Annotated in this window: 19 protein-coding genes; 10 read left to right on the top strand and 9 right to left on the bottom strand. The window is 69.5% G+C overall.

Going from position 1 to position 22528, the window contains the following annotated elements:
* Nucleotides 1–72 precede the first annotated feature (72 nt).
* Entirely contained in the window at nucleotides 73–288 is a 216-nt protein-coding gene (locus BLU84_RS17915) for a hypothetical protein (protein WP_074870542.1), read from the top strand.
* Between the two features lie 245 nt (nucleotides 289–533).
* On the opposite strand, the gene sppA is transcribed toward BLU84_RS17915, so the two are convergent.
* Together sppA and BLU84_RS17905 are read right to left on the bottom strand one after the other, a co-directional pair.
* On the bottom strand, nucleotides 534–2420 hold the full coding sequence (sppA, locus tag BLU84_RS17910; RefSeq protein ID WP_074870540.1) for a signal peptide peptidase SppA: 1887 nt from the start codon (nucleotides 2418–2420) through the stop codon (nucleotides 534–536).
* 164 nt (nucleotides 2421–2584) lie between these two features.
* Complete coding sequence (locus BLU84_RS17905) at nucleotides 2585–4006, bottom strand: MATE family efflux transporter (protein WP_074870538.1); 1422 nt, start codon at nucleotides 4004–4006, stop codon at nucleotides 2585–2587.
* Between the two features lie 119 nt (nucleotides 4007–4125).
* Between BLU84_RS17905 and BLU84_RS17900 the strand changes: the two genes are divergently transcribed.
* Both BLU84_RS17900 and BLU84_RS17895 read left to right on the top strand, forming a co-directional pair.
* Nucleotides 4126–5613, top strand: a complete 1488-nt coding sequence (locus BLU84_RS17900; RefSeq protein ID WP_074870537.1) for a DUF3667 domain-containing protein — start codon at nucleotides 4126–4128, stop codon at nucleotides 5611–5613.
* Nucleotides 5614–5683: 70 nt separating this feature from the next.
* Nucleotides 5684–6001 (top strand): DUF4286 family protein, encoded by a 318-nt coding sequence (locus BLU84_RS17895; protein WP_074870533.1) that lies wholly within the window; start codon nucleotides 5684–5686, stop codon nucleotides 5999–6001.
* A 266-nt stretch (nucleotides 6002–6267) separates the two neighbouring features.
* Here BLU84_RS17895 and BLU84_RS17890 read toward each other — a convergent pair whose 3' ends face one another.
* Both BLU84_RS17890 and BLU84_RS17885 read right to left on the bottom strand, forming a co-directional pair.
* The gene (locus BLU84_RS17890; protein WP_083382788.1) at nucleotides 6268–6900 is read right to left on the bottom strand and encodes a DUF3106 domain-containing protein; all 633 of its coding nucleotides are present in this window, start codon (nucleotides 6898–6900) and stop codon (nucleotides 6268–6270) included.
* Nucleotides 6897–7799 carry a hypothetical protein gene (locus BLU84_RS17885; protein ID WP_139175087.1) on the bottom strand — a complete coding sequence of 301 codons (903 nt, stop codon included), beginning with the start codon at nucleotides 7797–7799 and terminating at the stop codon, nucleotides 6897–6899. The genes BLU84_RS17890 and BLU84_RS17885 overlap by 4 nt, the downstream gene beginning before the upstream one ends.
* Before the next feature lie 544 nt (nucleotides 7800–8343).
* Between BLU84_RS17885 and BLU84_RS17880 the strand changes: the two genes are divergently transcribed.
* Together BLU84_RS17880 and BLU84_RS17875 are read left to right on the top strand one after the other, a co-directional pair.
* Entirely contained in the window at nucleotides 8344–10587 is a 2244-nt protein-coding gene (locus BLU84_RS17880) for a primosomal protein N' (protein WP_074870528.1), read from the top strand.
* A 917-nt stretch (nucleotides 10588–11504) separates the two neighbouring features.
* Nucleotides 11505–12149 carry a hypothetical protein gene (locus BLU84_RS17875; protein WP_074870526.1) on the top strand — a complete coding sequence of 215 codons (645 nt, stop codon included), beginning with the start codon at nucleotides 11505–11507 and terminating at the stop codon, nucleotides 12147–12149.
* A gap of 42 nt (nucleotides 12150–12191) precedes the next feature.
* On the opposite strand, the gene BLU84_RS17870 is transcribed toward BLU84_RS17875, so the two are convergent.
* Nucleotides 12192–13010 (bottom strand): NYN domain-containing protein, encoded by an 819-nt coding sequence (locus tag BLU84_RS17870; protein WP_074870524.1) that lies wholly within the window; start codon nucleotides 13008–13010, stop codon nucleotides 12192–12194.
* Nucleotides 13011–13196: 186 nt separating this feature from the next.
* Here BLU84_RS17870 and tal point away from each other — a divergent pair, with 186 nt between their 5' ends.
* From tal to BLU84_RS17855, 3 genes are all read left to right on the top strand, one after another.
* Nucleotides 13197–14150 (top strand): transaldolase, encoded by a 954-nt coding sequence (tal, locus tag BLU84_RS17865; protein ID WP_074870522.1) that lies wholly within the window; start codon nucleotides 13197–13199, stop codon nucleotides 14148–14150.
* 10 nt (nucleotides 14151–14160) lie between these two features.
* Nucleotides 14161–15453: an NAD(P)/FAD-dependent oxidoreductase gene (locus BLU84_RS17860; RefSeq protein ID WP_074870520.1), complete on the top strand. Its 1293-nt coding sequence runs from the start codon at nucleotides 14161–14163 to the stop codon at nucleotides 15451–15453.
* An 83-nt stretch (nucleotides 15454–15536) separates the two neighbouring features.
* The gene (locus tag BLU84_RS17855) at nucleotides 15537–16205 is read left to right on the top strand and encodes a hypothetical protein (protein ID WP_074870518.1); all 669 of its coding nucleotides are present in this window, start codon (nucleotides 15537–15539) and stop codon (nucleotides 16203–16205) included.
* A gap of 97 nt (nucleotides 16206–16302) precedes the next feature.
* Here BLU84_RS17855 and BLU84_RS17850 read toward each other — a convergent pair whose 3' ends face one another.
* From BLU84_RS17850 to BLU84_RS17840, 3 genes are all read right to left on the bottom strand, one after another.
* Nucleotides 16303–16731: a hypothetical protein gene (locus BLU84_RS17850; RefSeq protein WP_074870516.1), complete on the bottom strand. Its 429-nt coding sequence runs from the start codon at nucleotides 16729–16731 to the stop codon at nucleotides 16303–16305.
* A gap of 98 nt (nucleotides 16732–16829) precedes the next feature.
* Nucleotides 16830–17258: a hypothetical protein gene (locus tag BLU84_RS17845; RefSeq protein ID WP_074870514.1), complete on the bottom strand. Its 429-nt coding sequence runs from the start codon at nucleotides 17256–17258 to the stop codon at nucleotides 16830–16832.
* A 380-nt stretch (nucleotides 17259–17638) separates the two neighbouring features.
* A complete protein-coding gene (locus BLU84_RS17840) occupies nucleotides 17639–18109 on the bottom strand; it encodes a DUF1203 domain-containing protein (RefSeq protein ID WP_074870512.1) in 471 nt (156 codons plus the stop codon).
* A 140-nt stretch (nucleotides 18110–18249) separates the two neighbouring features.
* Here BLU84_RS17840 and BLU84_RS17835 point away from each other — a divergent pair, with 140 nt between their 5' ends.
* A complete protein-coding gene (locus tag BLU84_RS17835; protein ID WP_074870510.1) occupies nucleotides 18250–19746 on the top strand; it encodes a hypothetical protein in 1497 nt (498 codons plus the stop codon).
* A gap of 135 nt (nucleotides 19747–19881) precedes the next feature.
* Here the strand turns inward: BLU84_RS17835 and rpoH are convergent, their stop codons facing one another.
* Entirely contained in the window at nucleotides 19882–20760 is an 879-nt protein-coding gene (gene rpoH, locus BLU84_RS17830; RefSeq protein ID WP_074870508.1) for an RNA polymerase sigma factor RpoH, read from the bottom strand.
* Nucleotides 20761–21495: 735 nt separating this feature from the next.
* Between rpoH and BLU84_RS17820 the strand changes: the two genes are divergently transcribed.
* Nucleotides 21496–22476, top strand: coding sequence for an AAA family ATPase (locus BLU84_RS17820; protein WP_074870504.1), 981 nt, complete (start codon nucleotides 21496–21498; stop codon nucleotides 22474–22476).
* Nucleotides 22477–22528: the final 52 nt, after the last annotated feature.

Raw genomic sequence — 22528 nt, 5'->3', positions numbered from 1 at the left:
TTGCAGGTCGCGCCGCGCGCGCGGCGCGCGACCGGCGTAGCATACCGGCCAGACCGTCGAGAGGATGCCGCGATGAAGCCGAGCCTTGTCGTCCTTGTCCTGATCTGCGCCGCGGCCGCGGCCTGCTCCAAGCCGCAACCGCCGGAGAAGGAACGCCCGGTGGACCCGCAGGCCACGCAGATGCGCGATGCGATCCAGAAGCCGATCGAGCAGGCCAAGGGCGTGGAAGACAGCGTCGATCAGGGCGCGCAGCACACGCGCGATGCGGTCGAGGCGGCGGGCGGTTGAGGGTCAACCTCGCCTGAGCGCAAAGCGTCGGGCCTGAAGGCCCTCCCACAAGAGCCGAAGCCTGGGCCGCCCGGGTCCGCTGTTGTGGGAGGGCCTTCAGGCCCGATGCCTTTGGCTCCGCCGCGAAACCTCTCCACGACGAACAGCCGCACACGCCGAACCGCAAACGAAAAACGCCGCATCGCGAACGATGCGGCGTTTCGTTTTTGCGCGACCGGCGCAGCGCGCCGGCCGCGAACCTGCGCTTACAACGTGCAGAAGCAGTAGGCCAGCGCCTTCACCGGCGCGCCGTTGCTGGGCTTGGTCGCGCTTTCGACGAAGCGCAGGTCCGCCGCCGCCTGCGGCACGGCCTTGATCAGCAGGCCGCGGGCGAGATCGGAATGGCCCAGCACCATCGCGCCGGCGCCGCTGCCGGCGAGGCTGGCGAAGAAGCGCTCGAACGGGCTGGCGATCTTCTCCACATAGCGCACGCGGAACTCGCCGGCCTTGCCCAGCTTGGCGCGCTGGGCGACGTCGTCGACGGCCGCCTGCAGCCCGCCCATCTCGTCGACCAGGCCGCGTTCCTTGGCCTGCGCGCCGCTCCACACCCGGCCGCGCGCGACCGCATCGACGTCGGCCACCGGCTTCTTGCGCGCCTCGGCGACGCGGCCGGTGAAGTCGGCATAGCCCTTGTTGATGATGGTCTGGATGACCTGACCGACTTCCGGCGTCAGCGGCCGGGTGATGTCGTAGGAACCGGCGAAGCGGGTGGTGCCGACGCCGTCGGAATGCACGCCGATCTTCTCCAGCGCGCGCGGCACGGTCGGGATCAGGCCGAAGATGCCGATCGAACCGGTGATGGTCGAGGGATCGGCGAAGATGCGGTCGGCGTTCATCGAGATCCAGTAGCCGCCCGACGCCGCCAGATTGCCCATCGACACCACCACCGGCTTGCCGGCGGCCTTCAGGCCGACGATCTCGCGGCGGATCTGCTCGGAGGCGAACACCTCGCCGCCCGGCGAGTTGACCCGCAGCACCAGCGCCTTGACGTTCTCGTCGTCGCGCGCCTGGCGCAGCAGCGCCGCGGTCGACACGCCGCCGACGGTGCCCGGCGGCTGCTCGCCGCCGCTGATTTCGCCCTCGGCCACGACGATGGCGACCTGCGGACGGCTGTCGGCCGGATTGGTCAGGCGGTCGAGGTTGAACAGGTAGGCGTCCATCGCGATCTGGCGGAAGCCGCCGTCGGCGTCCTCGTCGGCGACGCCGCGCTTGGTCAGGATCTGATCGACTTCCTCGCGGGTCTTCAGGCCATCGACCAGCTTCAGGCCCAGCGCGTACTTGCCCAGGTCGCCCTTGACCGCGTCCAGGCGCGCCGGCAGTTCGTCGATCGCCGCGTTGAGCGCGGCCGGATCGAGCTTGCGCGCCTTGGCCACGTCGCCGAGGTAGCGCTGCCACAGGTCGTTCATCCAGAACAGGTCGGCGGTCTTGGACTCTTCCGAAGCCGCGTCGAGGATGTAGGGCTCGGCCGCCGACTTGAACTCGCCGACCCGGAACAGGTGCACGTCCACGCCGAGCTTGTCCTGCAACAGCTGGCGGTAGTACAGGCGATAGCGGCCCAGGCCCTCGAGCATCATGCCGCCCATCGGGTCGAGGTAGACCTCGTTGGCCTGCGCGGCGATCAGGTACTGCTTCTGATCCATGCTCTCGGCGAAGGCGATCACTTCCTTCTTGGCCGCGCGCACCCGCGTCACCGCGGCGGCGACTTCGCGCAGGCTGGCCATGCCGGCCGACTGCAGCTTGTCCAGGCGCAGCACCACGCGCTCGATGCGCTTGTCGTCCTTGGCCGCGTCCAGCGCGCGCACGATGTCGCGCAGCTGCACTTCCGGATTCTTGTCGCCCAGCGCGCGGTTGAGCGCGCGCGAGGCCGGGTCGGAGCTGTATTGCTCGACCAGCGCGCCTTCCGGCGCGATCACCAGGGTGGTGCGGTCCTGGAACGGCTTGGTGTTGCCGCCGAACAGCATCGCGATCAGCAAGATCAGGAGGAAGCCGAAGAACACCAGGTTGAAGACCAACCGCCGGGTGAAGTTCATCGCATCCCAGGCGCCAACGAAGAAACGGGCCAGCGGCCCGCGACGTGGGAGGGTCTCGTTCATTGCACAGGCTCCGTGGGTACGCGCTCAGACTAACCCGGCGCGGGGCGGGGTTTCACCCGCCATTCGTAACGTAGGGTGTTTGCAAACTTGCGATCCGGCCGCAATCCGTTCATTTACGCAACGCTGGGCGCCCCGGGTGGGCGGCGGCCCGGGGCGCGGCCGGCTCAGGTGCAGCCGGTCTCGTGCGGGTCGACCTCGTGCGGCGCTTCCCGCGCCATCCGCTCGGCCAGCCGCTCGGGCTGGCTGGAGCGCAGGAAACGGGCGCACAGCAGCACCGCGGCCACGGTCAGGCCGGCGATCAGGCCGATCCACATGCCCTTGGGGCCCCAGCCCAGGCCCAGGCCGAGGCCGGCGCCGATCGGCATGCCCACGCCCCAATAGGCCAGCGCGGCCAGGATCATCGGCACCCGGGTGTCCTTGAGCCCGCGCAGCGCGCCGGCCGACAGCACCTGGATGCCGTCGGGGAACTGGAACATCGCCGAGTACAGCAGCAGCGAGGCGGCCAGCGAGGCCACCGCCATGTCGGTGGTGTAGAAGCCCACCAGCACGTCGTTGGCGCTCAGCAGCAAGATGCCGGACAGCAACTGGGTGCACAGCACGATGGCGTAGCCGGCGAAACCGGCGCGGCGCACGCCGGCGTAGTCGCGCCGGCCCAGGGCGTGGCCGACCCGCACCGTGGTCGCCTCAGCCAGACCCATCGGCACCATGAAGCACAGCGCCGACAGATTGATCGCGATCTGGTGCGCCGACGCCGGCACCTCGCCCAGCCGCCCGATCAGCAGCGCGGTGACGATGAACAAGCTGCCTTCCATCAACACGGTCACGCCGATCGGCAGGCCGGTGGCGAGCAGGCCGCGGATGGTCGGCCAGTGCGGCTTGTCGAAGCGCTCGAACAGGCGCAGGTCGGCGAAACGCTTGGCGTTGCGCAGGACGAAGAAGAAACCGATCGCCTGCACCCACAGCATCGCCGCCGAGGCGATGCCCAGGCCGCCGGCGCCCATCTCGGGCAGGCCGAACTTGCCGAAGGTCAGCACATAGCCCAGCGGCAGCAGGATCAGCAGGCCGCCGGCGCTGAGCAGCATGGTCGGCAAGGTCCAGTGCAGGCCCTCGCTGAGATAGCGCATGCAGAAGAACAAGGTCAGCGCCGGCACGCCCCAGCGGATGCCGTGCAGGAATTCGCGCGCGCCCGGCACGATGCCCGGGGCGATGCCCATCGCCGGCAGCGCGTGCGGGATCAGGGTCAGGAACGCGAACAGGAACACGCTCAGCAGCAGCGCCATCCACAGCGCCTGGCGGAACAGCGCGCCGATCTCGCCGCGGCGGCCGGCGCCCTCGAGCTGCGACACCGACGGCGGCACCGACAGCAGGGTTCCGATCGGCACCATCATCGGCAGCCACCACAACGCGGTGCCGATGGTCACCGACGCCAGGGTGGTGGTGCTGTGGTGGCCGGCCAGGGTGTTGTCGACGAAACCGATCAGGCCGGTGGACACGTGGCCGGCGACCAGCGGCGCGGCCAGGACCAAAGAAGTGCGGATTTCCCGGAGCAGGCCGGGACGGGAAACGGAGGGGGACGACGCAGACATGGGGGAACCAACGGCGACTGCGGCCGCGCATCCGGTCGGGGCGCTGGCGCCGGGTCGCGGCGGACGGCTATCTTACCCGCTCGAAAGTGAAGGCCGGGGAGCCTCGTTTCTCGATACGCATGAGCGCACCTAACGAAGCCAAGGCCTCGTCGGCCGGCCACGGCCACGACGATCACCCCAGCCACTGCGAGAACTGCAAGGCCGAGCTGCAAGGCCACTATTGCCACGCCTGCGGCCAATCCGTGCACAACCCGGTGCGCAACCTCGGCCATGCGCTGGAAGAGGTGTTCGAGTCGTTCTGGCACCTGGACGGCCGGGTGTTCCGCACTTTGCGCGATCTGCTGTCTCCGGGCAAAGTCGCCCGCGAATACCTGGCCGGCCGGCGCGTGCGCTACATCCCGCCGCTGCGCTTGTTCGTGATCGTCTCGGTGATGACCTTCTTCGTCGCCCAGTTCGCGATCCACGTCGAAAGCAACACCCACTTCGACATCGACACCGCGCAGAGCACCACGGTGCGGCTGGGCAACGTCAAGAAGCAGATGCGCGACGCCGACAGCGTCGCCGAGGTCGAGGAGCTGCGCGCGCGCATGGTCGGCGAGCTGCGCACCGCCGCGGCCGCCGCGCCGGTCGCGCGCAACGCCATCGAAGCCTCGATCGTCTCGGTGCACCGCCAGGCCGACAAGCGCATCGAACTGCTGAAGGCCGAGCAGGGCCTGGACGCCGAACAAGTCGCCACGCAGCGCGCCGAGGGCGAGCGCCTGGCCGGCGCGCCGCGTCCGGGCTCGATCGACGCGGCCAAGAACCTGGCCGAAGTCGAGCGCCTGCGCGACGAACGCATCGCCGCATTGCAGGCGCAACGCGCGCAGGCGACGCCGCAGTCGCGCGAGTCGTCCGATTACGCCGGGCTGATCCGCCAGGCCAACCTCGAAGCCGGTTGCCGCATCGCGCAGTTGCAGGTCGCCCACGCCGGCCGCAGCGAGGGCGCGGGGCTGCGCGCGCCCGACCGCCAGCGCTACGGCGAGGTGGAGTGCGACAACAGCGAAGGACCGCTGTCGTTCAACGGCCGGCCGTGGGATCCCAAGACCAATCCGCTCAAGGTCGAGTGGTGGCCGCAGTTCGCCAACGACTGGCTCAACCGTCAGGTCGGCAAGGGCGAGGTCAATTTCCAGCGCGCGACCAAGGATCCGGCGCTGTACATCCACGCGCTGATCGGCGCGATCCCCTCGGCGCTGTTCCTGATGGTGCCGATCTTCGCGCTGCTGCTGAAGATCGCCTACGTCGGCTCGGGCCGCGGTTATCTCGAGCATCTGGTGGTGGCGTTGTACAGCCACATCTACCTGTGCCTGGCGCTGCTGGCGATGTTCGTGCTGATGCTGCTCGGCGACGCGATCGCGCCGCACTGGGCCGGCGTGGTCTGGCTCAAGGGCCTGGCCATCGGCCTGTTGTGGACGTGGATGCCGATCTATCTGCTGATCATGGAAAAGCGCGTCTACGCCAACGGCTGGCCGCTGACCCTGCTGCGCTATCTGCTGATCGGCAGCGCGTACTTCTTCCTGCTGAGCCTGGCCACGGTGGCGCTGATGACCGCGGCGATCGTGCGGATGTAACCCCCCGGCGCGCAGGCGCCGCTGCGGCCGCGCCAACGGCCGGGATTCGAAGAGCGAACGCGAGGCTGCGATGACCGACGAGACGATCTACGAGGTATCGCTGGACGTGGACGCGGCGGTCGCCGCGCAGTTCCTGGTCTGGCTGCGCGCGCACATCGGCGAGATCTGCGCGTTGCCGGGCTTCCTCGGCGCGGACCTGCACGAAGTCGACGAGCCGGCGCCCGCGCCGGGGCGGCTGGCGCTGTGCGTGCGCTATCGCCTGCGCGATGCGGCGGCGCTGGAAACCTACTTGCGCGATCACGCGCCGCGGATGCGCGCGGAAGGTCTGGCGCGGTTCGAAGGCCGGTTCGGCGCGAGCCGGCGGGTGATGCGGGTGTTGCCGCGCTGAGCGTCGGTTAGGGAAGCGATGGCCGCAGCGGTCGTCGTTTTTTCGCCTGCGCAAGCATTCGTCGTCGTTTCGTTGGCGCGGTCGCGGCTTGCGCCGCTCCTACAGGGGCTGCGGCTGCGACATGGGTCCCTGTAGGAGCGGCGCAAGCCGCGACCGCGAAACCACCACAACGACAGACCGCTGCGATCTTCGCTCAGGCGCAAGCCGAAACGCGGATTGCCGTCATCCCGCGCAGTACCTGCGCAAGCGCCCACTCTCCAAACCAATCAACGCGCCAGCGCGTCCTGCAACCACGCCCCGCGCTGCGCCGCCAGCGCCGCCAGCAGGCCTGCGCGCAAACGCTCGCGCTCCTGCGGCGGCGTGCGCTGGGCCAGCACCGCCAGATCCTTGCGCTGCGCGGCGGTCAGGCCGCGCAGCGCGGTCAGCATCGCCGCGTGTTGCTCCGGCGGCAGTTGCGCCAGCAGCGGCTGCAAGGCCGGATAGTCGGCGCCCAGCGCCGGGCCGAGCAGCCAGCCGCGGCGCTCGCTGCGGTCGAGCGCGTCGAACTGGGCGCGCAGCGCCTGCTGCTGTTCCGGCGGCAGCGCCGCCAGACGCGCGGCGGCGGCTTGCGACTGCGCGCGCTCGTCGGCGCTCAGCGCCTGCCAGGCGAGGTAGCGCTCGCGGCGCACGCCGCGTTCGCCTGCACCGAGTTGATTCCATTGCGCGGCGCGCTGGGCGAACTCGCGCCGCTGCGCTTCGTCCCAGCCGTCCCAGCGCTGGCCGTTGGCCTGGATCCGCGCGCGCACCGGCGGCGGCAGTTTGGTCAGGCTGCGCTCGAGCTCCGGCGGCAGCGCGCGCGCCGGCAGCCACGCCGCGGCGGCCACGGCCAGGGCGGCGGCGAATACGACGATCCGGTTCATTCGCCCTCCTGCGCGTCGGTTTCCAGACCCGGGCTCTCGCTGCCCGGCGACGGCGGCGCGGCGGGCGCCGGTTCGGCCGGCGGCGCGGCGGTGGCCGGGATCGTCCCGGCGTCGCGCGCGGCCAGCCAGTTGTGGAATTCCAGGTCGGCCGCGGCGGCCTCGCCCTGCGGGTCGGCAAGCAGGTCGAAATCGCCGTCGGCGATCAGCCCGGCCTCGCGGCTGTAGCGCTCGGCCGGGCCGCTGCCTTCGGCCAGCGGCGCCACCGTCACGCCCTCGGGGCCGTCGCCGAGCGCGAACCCGGACGGCCACCAGAAGGTCGCGGCGAAGGCCAGCGCGCACAGCGCCAGCAGGCTCCACAGCAGCGGCATCAGCCAGCGCGGCCGCGGCCGCGCCGCAGCGCCGGCACGCGCGCCGGCGGCGGCCGGCGCGGGCGCGGCGCCCTGCAGCGCCCGCTCGCGCGCCTGGGCCAGGCGCTGCAGGCGCTCGGCCGGCAGGGTCTTGATCCGGCGGTGGACCTGTTCGCGCAACTGCTGCCAGGCCTGCGGATCGGCGCGGCCGTCGGGGTGGCGCGGCAGCGCCCGCTGCAGGGCCAGCCGGTAGGTCGCCGGGGCCACGTGCAGCACCGCCGAGGCCTCGGCCTCGTCCAGGCCGGCGGCCAGCCGCAGCAGCAGCGCCGCGCGCGGGCCGCTGCCGAGCTCGCCGAGCCGGTCGGTGGCGTCCAGCGGGATCGCCACCGGGGTGCGCTGGCGCAGGCCGGGCTGGGTCAGCAGCAGCTGCCAGAACCGCGCCGGCCAATCGTTGAGCGCGGTCTGCGCGGCGATCGCGCGGAACCCGGCCATGGCCGCGACCAGCGCGGCGTCGCCGGCGGCGGCGTCGCCGGCCTGCAATTCAGCCAACACCGCGCCACGCCGTTCGACGCCGCGCAGGAACGCCGACAGGGCGGCGGGAGCGGCGGAACGGGGGGCGGACGAACCCGGGGCGGGGGATGTGGAACTCATCGGGACGACTTCACCATACGGCGCATCATAGCGATGCCGGCAGGCCGCCGGGCCGGCGCAAAACCGCTTGACAAACCGCCAAACCGCGTTTGCGCGAGGCGCAATGCGGCTTGGGCGAAAATCCGGTTGTGCACAGCAGTAATCGAACCGTCATGTGTCGCTCTTTCACGGAACCAAAACACCGCGTTACAGCTATGTTTCACGGCTAAGCGCATGATTCCAAAGAAAATAGAGCAATTGGCGATTTTTTCACCAACCTAACCCGAGGGCTTGATTCAACGCCCTCGCGCAGCCCTGCCGACACACCATGCACAGATTTATCCACAACCCGTGTGGATAAGGGGGTTTTTCCTTAACTGGCGGTCACTTGCGTCGGCTTTGTCGGACCGGGGGCAGCTATGGCCCGCAACTGCCCGGCCGCCGCCGCGCTCGCTAGACTGATGCGATGTCCGAGGCTTCGTTTTTCCCGCCGGCCAGCGTCTGGCGCATCGCCCTGCCGGTGCCGCTGCCGCGCCTGTTCGATTACCTGCCCCCGGCCGGGGCCGGCGAGGCCGGCGACCCGGTCGGCGCGCGGGTGCGGGTGCCGTTCGGCCGGCGCGAGCTGGTCGGCTGGGTGGCCGAGGTCGGCGCGCCCGAGCCCGGCACCGACCCGGCCGCGCTCAAGCAGGTGCTGGCCCGGCTCGACCCGGAACCGCTGCTGCACGGCGAGCTGCTGGAGTCGCTGCGCTGGCTGGCCCGCTACACCCACGCCCCGCTCGGCGAGGTACTGGCCACCGCCCTGCCCGGCCCGCTGCGCCACGGCGAGCCGCTGCCCGACACCCACGCCTGGGCCTGGCGCCTGACCGAAGCCGGCGCCACCGCCCGGCCCGGCCTGCGCGCCGGCAAGCCGCGCCGGCTGTCGGACCTGCTGGACGAACACGGCGAACTCGACGAGGACCGCCTCGACGACCTGCTCGAAGACTGGCGCACGGCCGCGCGCGCCCTGGCCAAGCGCGGCCACGCCGAGCGCCTGGCGGTGCCGGCGACGGCGCACGCGCCGGCGCCGCAGCCCGGGCCGCCGCTCAACGACGAACAGCAGGCCGCGGTCGACGCGATCCTGGCCACGCCCGGCTTCACCCCGTTCCTGCTCGACGGCGTCACCGGCAGCGGCAAGACCGAGGTCTACCTGCGCGCGATCGCCGACTGCCTGGCGCGCGGCAAGCAGGCGCTGGTGCTGGTGCCGGAGATCGGCCTGACCCCGCAGACCCTGGCGCGCTTTCGCGCCCGCCTGGGCGTGCCGGTGCACGCGCTGCACTCGGGCCTGAGCGACGGCGAGCGCGCGCGCACCTGGGCCGCGTTCGCGCGCGGCGAGGCGCGCATCGCCGTGGGCACGCGTTCGGCGGTGTTCCTGCCGCTGCGCGAGCCGGGCCTGATCGTGATCGACGAAGAACACGACGGCAGCTTCAAGCAGCTCGACGGCATCCGCTACCACGCCCGCGATTTCGCCCTGGTCCGGGCCAAGGCGCTGGACGTGCCGGTGCTGCTGGGCAGCGCCACGCCGTCGCTGGAATCGCTGCGCAACGCCCAGGCCGGCCGCTACGGCCACCTGCGCCTGCTTCGCCGCGCAGGCACCGCGCAGCCGCCGCGGGTGCGCGTGCTCGACGTGCGCAAGCGGCCGCTGCAAGCCGGCTTGTCGCCGGAACTGCTCGAACGCCTGCACGGCGAACTGCGCGCCGGCGGCCAGGCGCTGGTGTTCAAGAACCGGCGCGGCTACGCCCCGGTGCTGCTGTGCCACGACTGCGGCTGGACCGCGCACTGCCCGCGCTGCAGCACCCCGCTCAAGCCCACGCCGATGACCGTGCACGGCGGCGGCCGGCGCCTGCAATGCCACCACTGCGGCACCCGCCGGCCCGCGCCCGACGCCTGCCCCGACTGCGGCGGCCTGGCCCTGCAATCGCAGGGCGCCGGCACCGAGCGCATCGAGGAATCGCTGGCCGCGCGCTTCGACGAGTTCCCGGTGCTGCGCATCGACCGCGGCAGCACGCAAAAACGCGATGCGCTGGAAAATCTGCTGGCGCAGTTCGGCACCGCGCCGGGCGTGCTGGTCGGCACCCAGATGCTGGCCAAGGGCCACGACCTGGCCAACCTGACCCTGGTTGCCGTGGTCGGCATCGACGAAGGCTTGTTCAGCGCCGACTTTCGCGCGCGCGAAAAGCTCGCGCAGTTGCTGATCCAGGTCGCCGGCCGCGCCGGCCGCGCGCTCAAGCCCGGCGAGGTGCTGCTGCAGACCCATCATCCCGAACACGAACTGCTGATCACCCTGCTGTCCGGCGGCTACCATGCCTTCGCCGAGGTCGAACTGGCCCAGCGCGAAGCCGCGGGTTTCCCGCCGTACGCGCACATGGCGCTGATCCGCGCCGAAGCGCAGCAGGTCGAGGCCGCCAACGCGTTCCTGGCGATGGCGCGGCGCGAACTGCAGCAGGCCGCCGCGCAGCGCGGCACCGAGCGCAGCGCGCTGGAAATCAATGGCCCGGTGCCCGCGCCGATGCCGCGCCGCGCCGGCTACCTGCGCGCGCAACTGATCCTGTCCGCGCCGCAGCGGCGCGACCTGCACGCCGCGCTCGACGCCGCCTTGCCGGCGATCTACGCCGCGCCCGAAGCGCGCAAGGTGCGCTGGTCGCTGGATGTGGATCCGGCGGATTTGTACTGATTCGCCACGCTCCGGCGTTGCAGATGCTTCGTTCCAGACGGTAGGAGCTGCGCAAGCTGCGACCGCGAATCCGCAACTACGCCGAAACCTTCATCGCAATCGCATTGACGCGGTCGCGGCTCGCGCCGCTCCTACAGGGGCTCCGGCCGGTTTCGTTTCAGACTGTAGGAGCTGCGCAAGCTGCGACCGCAAATTCGCAACTACGCCGAAACCTTCGTCGCAGCCGCGTTGTCGCGGTCGCGGCTCGCGCCGCTCCTACAGGGGCTCCGGCCGGTTTCGTCCCAGACTGTAGGAGCTGCGCAAGCTGCGACCGCGAATCCGCAACTACGCCGAAACTATCATCGCAGCCGCGTTGTCGCGGTCGCGGCTCGCGCCGCTCCTACAGGGGCTCCGGCCAGTTTCGTTTCAGGCTGTAGGAGCTGCGCAAGCTGCGACCGCAAATCCGCAACTACGCCGCAACTTTCGTCGCAGCCGCGTTGTCGCGGTCGCGGCTCGCGCCGCTCCTACAGGGGCTCCGGCCGGTTTCGTTTCAGGCTGTAGGAGCTGCGCGAGCTGCGACCGCGAATCCGCAACTACGCCGAAACTATCATCGCAGCCGCGTTGTCGCGGTCGCGGCTCGCGCCGCTCCTACCGGGGTCCGGCCAGTTTCGTTTCAGACTGTAGGAGCTGCGCGAGCTGCGACCGCGAACTCACGACTACGCCGAAACTTTCAACGCAGCCGCATCGCCACGGCCGCAGCTTGCGTGGATTGCGCGACGGCAGCCGCCGCAATCGGCTCGCGCCCGCGAGTCCGGGATGAATCCGGCCAGACAATGCATCTAATTCTTCTACCTGCCCGCCGCCCTTCAGACGAAAATAGGCAGAACGCGCGGACACCCTGCGCATGCCCCTGCCCCCGAGTTCATACAAGGACCCGCATGAACCTCCCACGCCTCACCCTCGCCCTGAGCCTCGCCCTCGCCGCCGCGGCGCCCGCCGCGCAGGCCGGCGATTTCGCCGCCTGCTTCAGCCTCAAGCCGGGCGTCGCCTACGATGCCGGCCGCGACAGCGTGCGCATCGTGCGCGAGCGCTTCGGCGATCGCGACGCGATCGCGGTCGTGTCCAGCGGCGACGGCGTCAAGACCGCGACCTATTACGATCCCAGCGGCCGCGCCCTGCTCGGCAGCGTGCAATACGGCATCGCCGACTGGGGCGGCGACGCCAGCAAACCGGCGATCACCGAGCGCTACGCGCAAACCCCGCAGTTCCCGGCCAGCGCCAAGCCCGGCGCCAAGTTCCGCCTCAGCGGCGCCGGCCAGCGCATCACCCACAACGACGGCGCCAGCCAGGACATCCAGTACGACGGCTTCGACGATTACGTGTTCGTCGGTTTCGAAGACCTGGAACTGCCGGTGGATTTCGAGCCGCGCAAGTTCCCCGGCACCTGCCACCTGAAGGCCGGCGATGCCGAGAATTCGGCCGAGTTCTGGTACGCGCCGGGTTTCGGCCGGGTCAAGTTCGTGCGCTACATGGGCAAGGAGCCGCTGATGACGCTGCAACTGGACAGCATCAAGAGCGAGTAAGCCCGCGCGGATAAGCGACGCCGGCGTCGATGACGCCGGCGCTCAGCCCTTGCCGGCCTTGCTCTTGCCCTTGGGCTTGCCGGCCTCGGCCTTGTCGGGCTCCTTGGCCGCTTCCTTGGTCTTGCCCTTGGGCTTGTCGCGCACCCACACGATCTGATTGTCGCGCCGGGTTTCGAACAAGCCGGCCGCCTCGATCAGATCGCTGAGCTTGCGGTAGCCGTAATTGCGCGAATCGAATGAGGCCTGATTGGCGATCTGATGGCCGACCGCGCCCAGGTGCGACCAGCCGTCGTCGCCGCTGGCCGTCTCCACCGCGCGCCGCAGCATCCGCACCAGGCGGTCGTCGCTGCGCAAATCCTGGGCGCTGCGCGGCGCGACCGTGGCCACGGTCTCGTCGGCCTGCACCTCGGCCGCCGGCTGGCCCAGGCCTTCGACGTAGGTGAACTTGGAGCAGGCGTTGACGAACGGCTCGGGCGTCTTCTTTTCGCCGAAGCCGTAGACCTTGACCCCGTCGGTCAACAGCCGCATCACCAGCGGAGTGAAATCCGCGTCGCTGGAGACGATGGCGAAGGCGTCGAGGTTGCGTGCGTACAGCAGGTCCATCGCGTCGATCACCATCGCCATGTCCGAGGCGTTCTTGCCCTTGGAGTAGGCGAATTGCTGGATCGGGCGGATCGCGTACTCGTGCAGCACCGCCTCCCAGCTTTTCAGGTTCGGGCTTTTCCAGTTGCCGTACGCGCGGCGCACGTTGGCCGCGCCGTAGCGGGCGACCTCGGCCAGGATCACCTCGATCTTGGCCGCCGGCGCGTTGTCGGCGTCGATCAGCAGGGCGATGCGCTTTTCGTCGGTGGCTACGGCCATGCGGCGTGCTCCCAGGCCGCGGCGCGGCCCGTCGCCGCCAGCCTAGCGCATGGCGCACGCCAAGATCAGCCGCGGCGCGGCCCGCTTTCGAAAGCCGGCAGTCAGAAGATAGCGCCGGCTTCATGACGGGCTAACCGCGATGGGCGAAAATGCCCGGGATACCAAACGACAGAACCCAGCCCCCCCATGAGCAACCGTCTGGAACAACTGCGCCAACTCTCCGCCGTGGTCGCCGACACCGGCGACATCGACGCCATCGCCCGCTTCCGCCCGCTCGACGCCACCACCAATCCCTCGCTGCTGCTCAAGGCCGCGGGCCTTCCGGCCTACGCGCCACTGATCGACGCGGCCGTCGCCCAGGCCACGGGCGAAGACCGCCAGGCGCGCATCGCCGACGCCGGCCTGCGCCTGGCCGTGGCGATCGGCGGCGAGATCCTCAAGCTGATCCCCGGCCGCGTCTCCACCGAAGTCGACGCGCGCCTGAGCTTCGATACGCAGGCCACCCTGGCCCAGGCCCGGCGCATCGTCGCGCTGTACGCCGAGGCCGGCATCGGCCGCGAGCGTCTGCTGATCAAGATCGCCTCCACCTGGGAAGGCATCCGCGCCGCCGAGCAGCTCGAAAAGGAAGGCATCCACTGCAACCTGACCCTGCTGTTCTCGTTCGCCCAGGCGGTGGCCTGCGCCGAGGCCGGCGTGTACCTGATCTCGCCCTTCGTCGGCCGCATCCTCGACTGGCACCTGGCCAACGGCGCGGCCAAGCCGGCCACCCCGCAGGACGACCCGGGCGTGCAATCGGTCGCGCAGATCTGGAACTACTACAAGCGCCACGGCTACCAGACCGTGGTCATGGGCGCGAGTTTCCGCAACGTCGGCCAGGTGCTGGCGCTGGCCGGCTGCGACCGCCTGACCATCTCGCCGGAACTGCTGGGCGAGCTGGAAGGCAGCGACGGCGAAGTGCCGCGCGCGCTCATCGATGCGGGCGAGCGCGCCGCGCCGGGCCCGCGCCTGGAAGAGGCCGCGTTCCGCTGGCAGCACAACGAGGACGCGATGGCCACCGACAAGCTCGCCGACGGCATCCGCCGCTTCGCCGCCGACCAGCGCAAGCTCGAAGACCTGCTTGCCCAACGCTTGAACGGATGAGGAGCGCGCCATGTCCGACACCCGCAAGCATGTCGTCATCGTCGGCGGCGGCTTCGGCGGACTGTGGGCGACCCGCGCACTGGCCTCCGCGCCGGTGCGCATCACCCTGATCGACCGCCGCAACCACCACCTGTTCCAACCGCTGCTGTATCAAGTCGCCACCGCCGGCCTGTCCTCGCCGGACATCGCCGCGCCGCTGCGCCACATCCTGCGCAAGCAGGCCAACGTCGAGGTGCGCCTGGGCGAAGTGGTCGGCATCGACGCGGACGCGCGCAACGTCGCGCTCGCCGACGGCGAACGCATCGGCTACGACTTCCTGCTGCTGGCCAGCGGCGCCACCCACGCCTACTTCGGCCACGACGAATGGTCCGCGCACGCGCCGGGCCTGAAAACGCTCGACGACGCCCTGCACATCCGCCGCCGCGTGCTGCTCGCGTTCGAACGCGCCGAAGCGGCGCAGACCGAAGCCGAGCGCGAGGCCTGGCTGCATTTCGCCGTGGTCGGCGGCGGCCCGACCGGCGTGGAGATGGCCGGCACCCTGGCCGAAATCGCGCACAAGACCCTGCGCCGCGAGTTCCGCCGCATCGACCCGTCCAAGGCGCGGGTGCGCCTGATCGAAGCCGGGCCGCGGGTGCTGGCGAGCTTTCCCGAATCGCTGTCGGAAAAGGCCCGCACGCAGTTGCAGCGGCTCGGCGTGGAAGTCTCCACCGGCACGCCGGTGGGCGCGATCGACGGCAACGGCTACACCCTGGGCGCCGAATTCGTTCCGGCGCGCACGGTGCTGTGGGCCGCCGGCGTCGCCGCCTCGCCGCTGGGTGCGCTGCTCGACGCCCCGCGCGACCGCGCCGGCCGCGTGCAGGTGCTGCCCGACCTCAGCGTGCCCGGCCATCCGGAGATCTTCATCGCCGGCGACCTGGCCAGCCTGCAGCAGACCGACGGCAAGCCGGTGCCCGGCGTGGCGCCGGCGGCCAAGCAGATGGGCGGCCATGTCGCCCAGAGCATCCGCGCGCAGGTGCTGGGAAAACCGGCGCCGGCGCCGTTCCGCTACGCCGACTTCGGCAACCTCGCCACCATCGGCCGCCGCGCCGCGGTGGTGGACCTGCGCGGGCTGCGCTTCTCCGGCTTCCTGGCCTGGGCGTTCTGGCTGGCCGCGCACGTGTTCTTTTTGATCGGCTTCCGCAACCGCCTGATCGTGATGCTCAACTGGTCGTGGGCGTATTACACCTACCAACGCCACGCACGCATCATCCTCGGCGGCGCGGGCGATGCGCAGGCCAAGGCCGACAAGGACGGCGAGGACTGAGCTACGGCGGCGCGGCGAAGCCAACGCCGCGCCGCCAGTCCGGCCTTCGACGCGCATCCGCACACCCCGCACAGGGCCGTCCCATGATCGATCCCGAACACCTGCGCGCACTCGGCATTCCGGCCGAACGCGCCGAGCGCGCAGCGCAGGCCGCACGCGCCGGCGACCTGCGTGATCTCGTCCACGAACTGCTGTCGCACGGGCTGTGGAGCGAAGTCGTCGACGAAGCCCAACCCGCGCCGCAGTGGATCGAGCGCTGGCGCACGCAGGCGGCCGACGGCTTTCCGATCATCGACGCCGCCGCGCTCGAACGCCTGCTCGCTGCCGGCGCCGATCCGCACGATCTCAGCGGCGTCGTGCGTTCCGCGCAGATACTGGCGATCTACAACCTGGCGCAGTTGCTCGACTATCCCGCGCTGGCCCTGGGCTGGGATCTGCCCGAGGCAGTCACGCCCGTGCTGGCCTGCGCGAGCGAAGCCGACGCAGGCGACGCCCGGCGCCTGCATCCGCTGCATCCGGAACTGCTCGAACGCGATCCCAGCGGGCGCTTCGGCGAACCCTGCCCGCTGCCGCTGCGCCAATGGCGCGGGCTGCCGTCACCCGTACGCGAAGAGATCCGCACCCAGTTGCAGGCGGGCCATCGCTCAGCAGCAGCCGCGCTGTGGAAGCGGCACGTCGGCGGCGAACCGCGCGACTGCCTGGATGCGGTCGAGACCTTGCGCCGGCTGTTGAAGGATTCGAACGAGCGATGATGCGCAGGCGCGCGCCGGCCGCGGTCGCGCGCACCGGCCGCAGAAAACAGGGCGCCCGCGGGCGCCCTGTGCATTCGCCGCTACGCGCCGCCGCGGCTCAGGTGTAGCCGTCGAAGTAGTACGCCGTCGCCTGCACCTGCCGGCTCGCGCCGGTGTCCAGGTCGGTCACCGTGGCCTGCAGGATCGCGATGCCGTCGCCCATGCGGTCGGTGGCGATCTGCACCGCGCACGCCGACTGGTTGGCGCAACTGGCGACGATGGCGTTGTTCTCCAGGTTGCGCCAGACGTAGCTGTAGTTGCCGGCCGGCAGGCCGGTCACCGAGAACACCGCCACCGACGGGTCGTGGGCGCCGTTGGGCACCCACAGCGAGGTGCACTGATCCGCGGTCGCGATGTCGAAACGGAAGGTGTCGACATAACACTCCATGCCGGCGTTGCCGACATTGCCGGCGTGGGCCGGTTCGGCGTGGCCCATGGCCAGCGCGAGCGCGACCGCGCTCAGGCCGATTGCTGCGTTGATGCGCATGAAACTCTCCTTGTCCGATGAACGTACGGCGCGCTGCGGCGCGCGCCCGGCCAGCGCGGCGAAGCGGACCGGCGCGCACGCCGGCCCGCTCCGGGCGATCAGGTGTAGCCATCCCAGTAGTACGCGGTCGCGTCGAGCGTGCGCTGCGCGCCGGTGGCCAGGTCGGTCACCACCACGCGCAAGCGCGCTTCGCCGTCGCCGCGGGTTTCGGTGGCGATCGGAACGAGGCAATACTGCACATTGCCGCAGCCCGACGGCGTCTGCCCGGTTTCCAGGTCGGTCCAGGCATAGCTGTAACTGCCCGCCGGCAGCCCGGCCACTTCGAAGAACGCCACCGACGGATTGTTGGCGGTGCCCGGCGTCCAGGTGCTGTGGCACCACTGCGCCTGCGGCACGTCGAAGGCGTAGGTATCGACATAACACGTCAGTTGCGCGCCGCTCAGATCGCCGGCGCGCGCGGGCGCGGCGGGCGACAGCGACAACGCGGCGGCGAAGCCCGCCGCGATCAGCATCTTGCTCACATCCATGACCCCCTCCCTTTGGTTTTGTCCGCCGGCGCGTCGCGCAACCGGCGCTGCAGTCTTGGGCCGGCGCGCGGGCGCCGGCAACCGCGGAGCGACGGCGATGCGACGCGGCTTGCAGTTCTCATCCGCCGGCGCGGCGCGACGGCGACGAAGTTGCAAGCGGACGCAACCGCGAATGGCCGCGCCGGCAGTCCGTGGACGCCGGCAGCGGGCACGAACGCTTGAGCCGCCTTGTGGGGAAGCGGCGGCATCGAACGCTCGTTGGGGGTACTCGCAAAACGCAGGCGGAACGGCTCACGCGGGCGCAGCGGCAAGCGGCATCGCAGATCCGGCGCGTTCGGCCAGACCCATTCGATCGAACTCATTCGATCAAACCAGTTCGATCAGTCGCGTTCGATCCGGCACAGGAAACAGCCGTAGCGCGCGTTGTGGGCATGGATCTGGGCCACGCGCGGATCGTCGAACAGTTCCTGCACCGCCGCCTCGGCCTCGCGGCCTTCGAGCGCGCGCGCGTGCAGCATCCAGCCGTCGGCGTCGTAGGCGCGCAGCGACAGATGGCGCGTGGCGAGGATCGCCGGCAGGCGGTTGTGCAGGGTCGGCGCGCGCGCCACGCCTTCGCGCACGAAGATCGGGCCGCTGGCGCGGTACGGACCGTCGCAGGCGTGGTGTTCGAAGGTCAGCAGCAACAGGCGCTCGCCCGGCGCGGCTTCGTCCAGCGACACCCGGCACGGATAGCCGGTGGGCGAGTCGGCCGTGACCCGGCGCATGCCGTGGGCGCGCAGCGCTTGGTCGTCGAGCGCGAACAGCGGAGCGAAGGGTTCGGGGATGAGGCCGTCGATTCGGTAAGCGTGCATGGCGGGAAGTCCGTTAGTGGGTACGACGCCACCTTAGAGCCGCCGCCGCGGCGCCGATATCCGCGTCTTGCGCGGCGCGCGGGTTGGTTTAGTCTGGCGCGCTCGTGGCGCGCTGCCGCGCCGGGTCAGGGGAGGACCGCATGAATCCGCACCACCGCCATCGCTCCGCACTGCCGTTTCGCCGCCGCGTCGTCTTGTTTGCGCTGATCCTGGCCGCGACCGCGTGCTCGGGACAGGAACCGGCCAAACCCGCGGTGAAGCGCGAGTTCGAGGCCACGCCCGCTGCGAGCTCCGCGGCCGCACCGCGCGCTGCGAGCGCCGAGGACTTCATGGCCCAGGTCGAGGCCGAAAGCGAGGCCGCCGACCGGTTCAACGAACGCCATCGTCCGCTGCAGTTCTCCGGCCGGCTCGACCAGGCCGTGGCCGAACTGGTCGCCTACGCCGAACAAGGCGGCGCCCCGCGCCGCTTCGCCATCGGCAACATGCTCTGGTCGCTCGCACCGGACGCGTCGCTGAGCCTGCACCGCAGCGCCGACGCGCAGCAGCCCGAGCAGCCGGAAATCCTCTACGAACTGGCCCTGCACTACACCCGCAAGGACGAATGCGCCGCCGCGCTGCCGCTGTGGAAACGCCTGCGCGCCAGCCGCATCGGCATTCCCGACCAAGCCGCCTACATCGCCGCCTACTGCCATCTGGCCAGCGGCGATCTGCGCGGCGCGGTCGACATCGTGCGCGCCGCCGATATCGACAACCATCATGTCGGCGCCGAGAAAATGTCGTTCGAAGTGTTCGGCGGCCCGGCCGAGCTGACCCGCTTCGACCAGGAGTATCGCCGCGCCGCCGGCGGCGACCGCGACGCGCTTGAACGCCTGCTCGCGCGCTCGTTCGACTGGCGCACCGATTGGTGGAACCACGCGCCGCAGCCCTCGGCGCAGGATGCGGCGATCGCACTGGCGCGCGCGCAATGGCGCGAGCGATCGCCCGAACGCGAGCAGTGGGACTGCCTGTGGCCGAAGCTGCGCGACAAGGCGCAGCCCTTCGGCTATGCAGACCTCGACCGCTGCGGCGTGCTGGTCGGCGGCCATCCGTATCCGGCCAGCTCGGCGCTGGGCCTGGTCGCGCTGGGCCGCTGGGTCGCGCGCGCCGACCAGCCGCCGGACTTCGCCGCCCTGCTCGCCCGCCACGCCGGCGTGCTGCGCGAACGCGCCGGCGGCCGTCACGACGATCTGCAAGCGCTGCGCGTGTTGGCTTACCTGCAACAAGGCGCCGGCGACGCCGCCGGCCTCGCGCAGAGCGACGAACTGGGCTGGAAGCGCTACCGCGACGAACGCTTCGCGCTGAGCCGGGTCCAGCACGCCGAGCCGGCGTCCGGCGTCGCCCCGGATCCGGCATACCGGGCGATGCTGGTCCAGGCCGCGCAGGATTTTCCGCACGCGCCGCTGTACCCGATGCTGGAAGCGGTCTATCGCGCCGGCGCCGGCGATCCGCCGGCGGCCGACGTCGCGCGCGTGCTGCAAGCCGAAACCCGCAGCCTGGACCTGAGCGTGCGCTACGGCGACCTGCGCTCGCATTCGCAACTCAAGGCGCTGTATCGACGGCTGGAGAAGGCGTTGGAAAAGAACGGCGTCGGCAGCTGAGTCCGGCGCACGGGGCCGGCCGCGATGCGGGCCGGCGCCGGAATGCGCGGCGCCATCGAGAAGCGCAATCGCACGCCGCAAAAACAAAACGGCCCGGGTCGCCCCGGGCCGTTCGTCGTTTCCGATCCGCTGCGCTTATGCCGCGAACAGACCGCGCATCTTCTTCAGCGCGTTGGCCTCGATCTGGCGGATGCGCTCGGCGCTGACGCCGTACTCGTCGGCCAGTTCCTGCAGCGTGACCTTGCTGTCGGCGTCGAGCCAGCGGCGCTTGATGATGTCGCGCGAACGCGCATCCAGGCCGGCCATGCCTTCGCGCAGCAGTCCGAGCTGGTTGTCTTCCTCGTCCTCGCGCTCGTAGCTCTGCGAGGGGTCTTCGGCGTCGGCGCGCAGGTAGGCGGCCGGCGACGGCGGCGCGTGATCGTCGTCCTCGTCGCTGGGCGCGTCGAAGCCGATATCGCGACCGGACAGGCGCGACTCCATCTCCAGCACTTCGCGCTCGGAGACGTTGAGGTCCTTGGCGACCTGGCTCACTTCCTCGGCGTTCATCCAACCCAGACGCTTCTTGCTCTTGCGCAGGTTGAAGAACAGCTTGCGCTGGGCCTTGGTCGTGGCGACCTTGACGATGCGCCAGTTCTTAAGGATGAACTCGTGCATCTCGGCGCGGATCCAGTGCACCGCGAAGGAGACCAGGCGCACGCCCTGTTCGGGGTCGAAGCGCTTGACCGCCTTCATCAGGCCGATGTTGCCTTCCTGGATGAGGTCGCCGATCTGCAGGCCATAGCCGTTGTAGCCGCGGGCCACGTGGACCACGAAGCGCAGATGGGAGTGGATGAGTTCGCGAGCCGCGTCGAGGTCTTCCTCGTCGCGGAAGCGGCGGGCCAACGCCTGCTCGTCTTCGACGGTGAGCACCGGGATCTGGTGCACTGCGCCGATGTATGCGTCCAGCGAACCGAGCGCGCTGGGCACAGGCAGGTTGTTGGCGACAAGAGCTTGGGATTGGGCGATAGAGGTCATGGCAGCGATCTTAGCAGTCGGCCTATCGGACTGCTAAAGGTGGGGGAAGTTCCGCAGTGTTGCGGCAGTAGAACGGCGAAGAAGGCCTGCGGATAGCGCGCGTTCAGGCCGCGGGAATGTACCCGGGCGGCTGTGGGCGCAATGTCGCGGCGTCCTCGCTGGCGATACGCAATCCGTTTTAGATCAATTACTTAGCTACGGAATTGTCGAGTTGCGTTAACGGTGGCAGCAACTGCAATAACGGTGTCAGCGGCTACTAACTATGTCAGCACGCTCCTGACCGCCAAAGAAACACTATAAATATCAAATATTTAGAAATGATCGATTGGGCGCGAGCGGCCAGGCCGCCCGGCTAGCCTTCGGAGCCCTTGCGCTTGCGCCCCGGCCTCAACTGCGGGGTCCTTTCGGCGGCGACCTGAAGCGCCTCATCGTCCAGCTGCTGCAGGCATGCGATAGCGACTCGGATGACCTCGCTCCGATTTCGGAGAACCCCATGCTTCCCAAGCCTCTTCCTGGCCTCATCAACCGTCCGGGCCTCCTCCTCTGTAAGGCAAAAGCTGAGCTTCGGTAGGGTTTGCATTTTTCAATATTATCATTTTTATGATATGATCATAATAGTCGCAAACTGTGGGAGGCCAAGCTGCTGGAATGCCTTCCTCCGAACAGCTCATAGACACGATTCATAGACAGGATTGCGGACCTAGACGAACATTGCCCGGTCCCAAGTGAGGCGCCATGTCGCGAGCAGATCTCATCGTCAGTTTGGTGAAAGCTGGAAGCGAAGGCGACCAGCAGCTTCTGCGCACGACCGTGGAAGCGATGGCCGCGGAAGAACGCGCCAAACAACACCACCAATTAGCTGATCGACTCGTCCAGAACCTTGGCGAAGGGAAAGCGCGTCCACGATCGCCAGAGGTCGTGCGTTCCTACGATGGAGGCCATGGTGGGCTCCTCTATGAGATCGAGCCTCGCAGGACGCTCGACTCATTGTTCTTGGCCGACGCCGTCCGGGCAGCGTGCGGAGAACTGATCGAAGAGCAGCATCGGCGTGATTTGCTGCGTTCATATAGTTTGGAGCCGCGGCATCGCCTGCTCCTGTCCGGAGCCCCTGGCAATGGCAAAACGTCGTTAGCCGAAGCGCTAGCGCATGAACTCATGACCCCTCTCTTCGTAGTGCGCTACGAAGCGGTGATTGGAAGTTTCTTGGGCGAAACAAGCGGCCGCCTGAAAAGGCTATTCGACTTTGTGCGTACCCATCAATGCGTCCTCTTCTTTGACGAGTTCGACACTCTCGGCAAGGAACGAGGCGATACGCATGAAACGGGTGAAATCAAGCGTGTAGTCAGCTCGCTTCTGCTGCAGATCGATGCGCTTCCCAGCCATGTAGTCGTGGTCACAGCAACCAACCATGCCGAGTTGCTGGATCGCGCGGTCTGGCGGCGATTCCAGTTGCGACTGGAGATGTCCGCGCCGACCGAAGCGCAAAAGGAAAAGTGGTTTGTCCGCCTGCAGGAAAAGCTGGGCACCCCATTGGGAATGGCCCCCAAGACCCTGGCGGCCAAGCTCCCCGCCGTCAATTTCTCGGACCTCGAGCAATTCTGCGAGGATATCCAGAGGCGCTATGTACTAGCACTACCTAACGCCAACCTAAAACAGATCGTCTCTGAGCGTTTGAAACAATGGCGCTCCCGGTTCACGGTTGATCAATCCACGTAACCTTCAGGGGTACGGACAAGGATGCCGAACGGACACTACCCCCTCTTGCTCT

This window comes from Lysobacter enzymogenes, from assembly GCF_900106525.1.
Taxonomy (GTDB): Bacteria; Pseudomonadota; Gammaproteobacteria; order Xanthomonadales; family Xanthomonadaceae; genus Lysobacter; species Lysobacter enzymogenes.
This window is presented reverse-complemented; position numbering and strand designations above follow the sequence as displayed.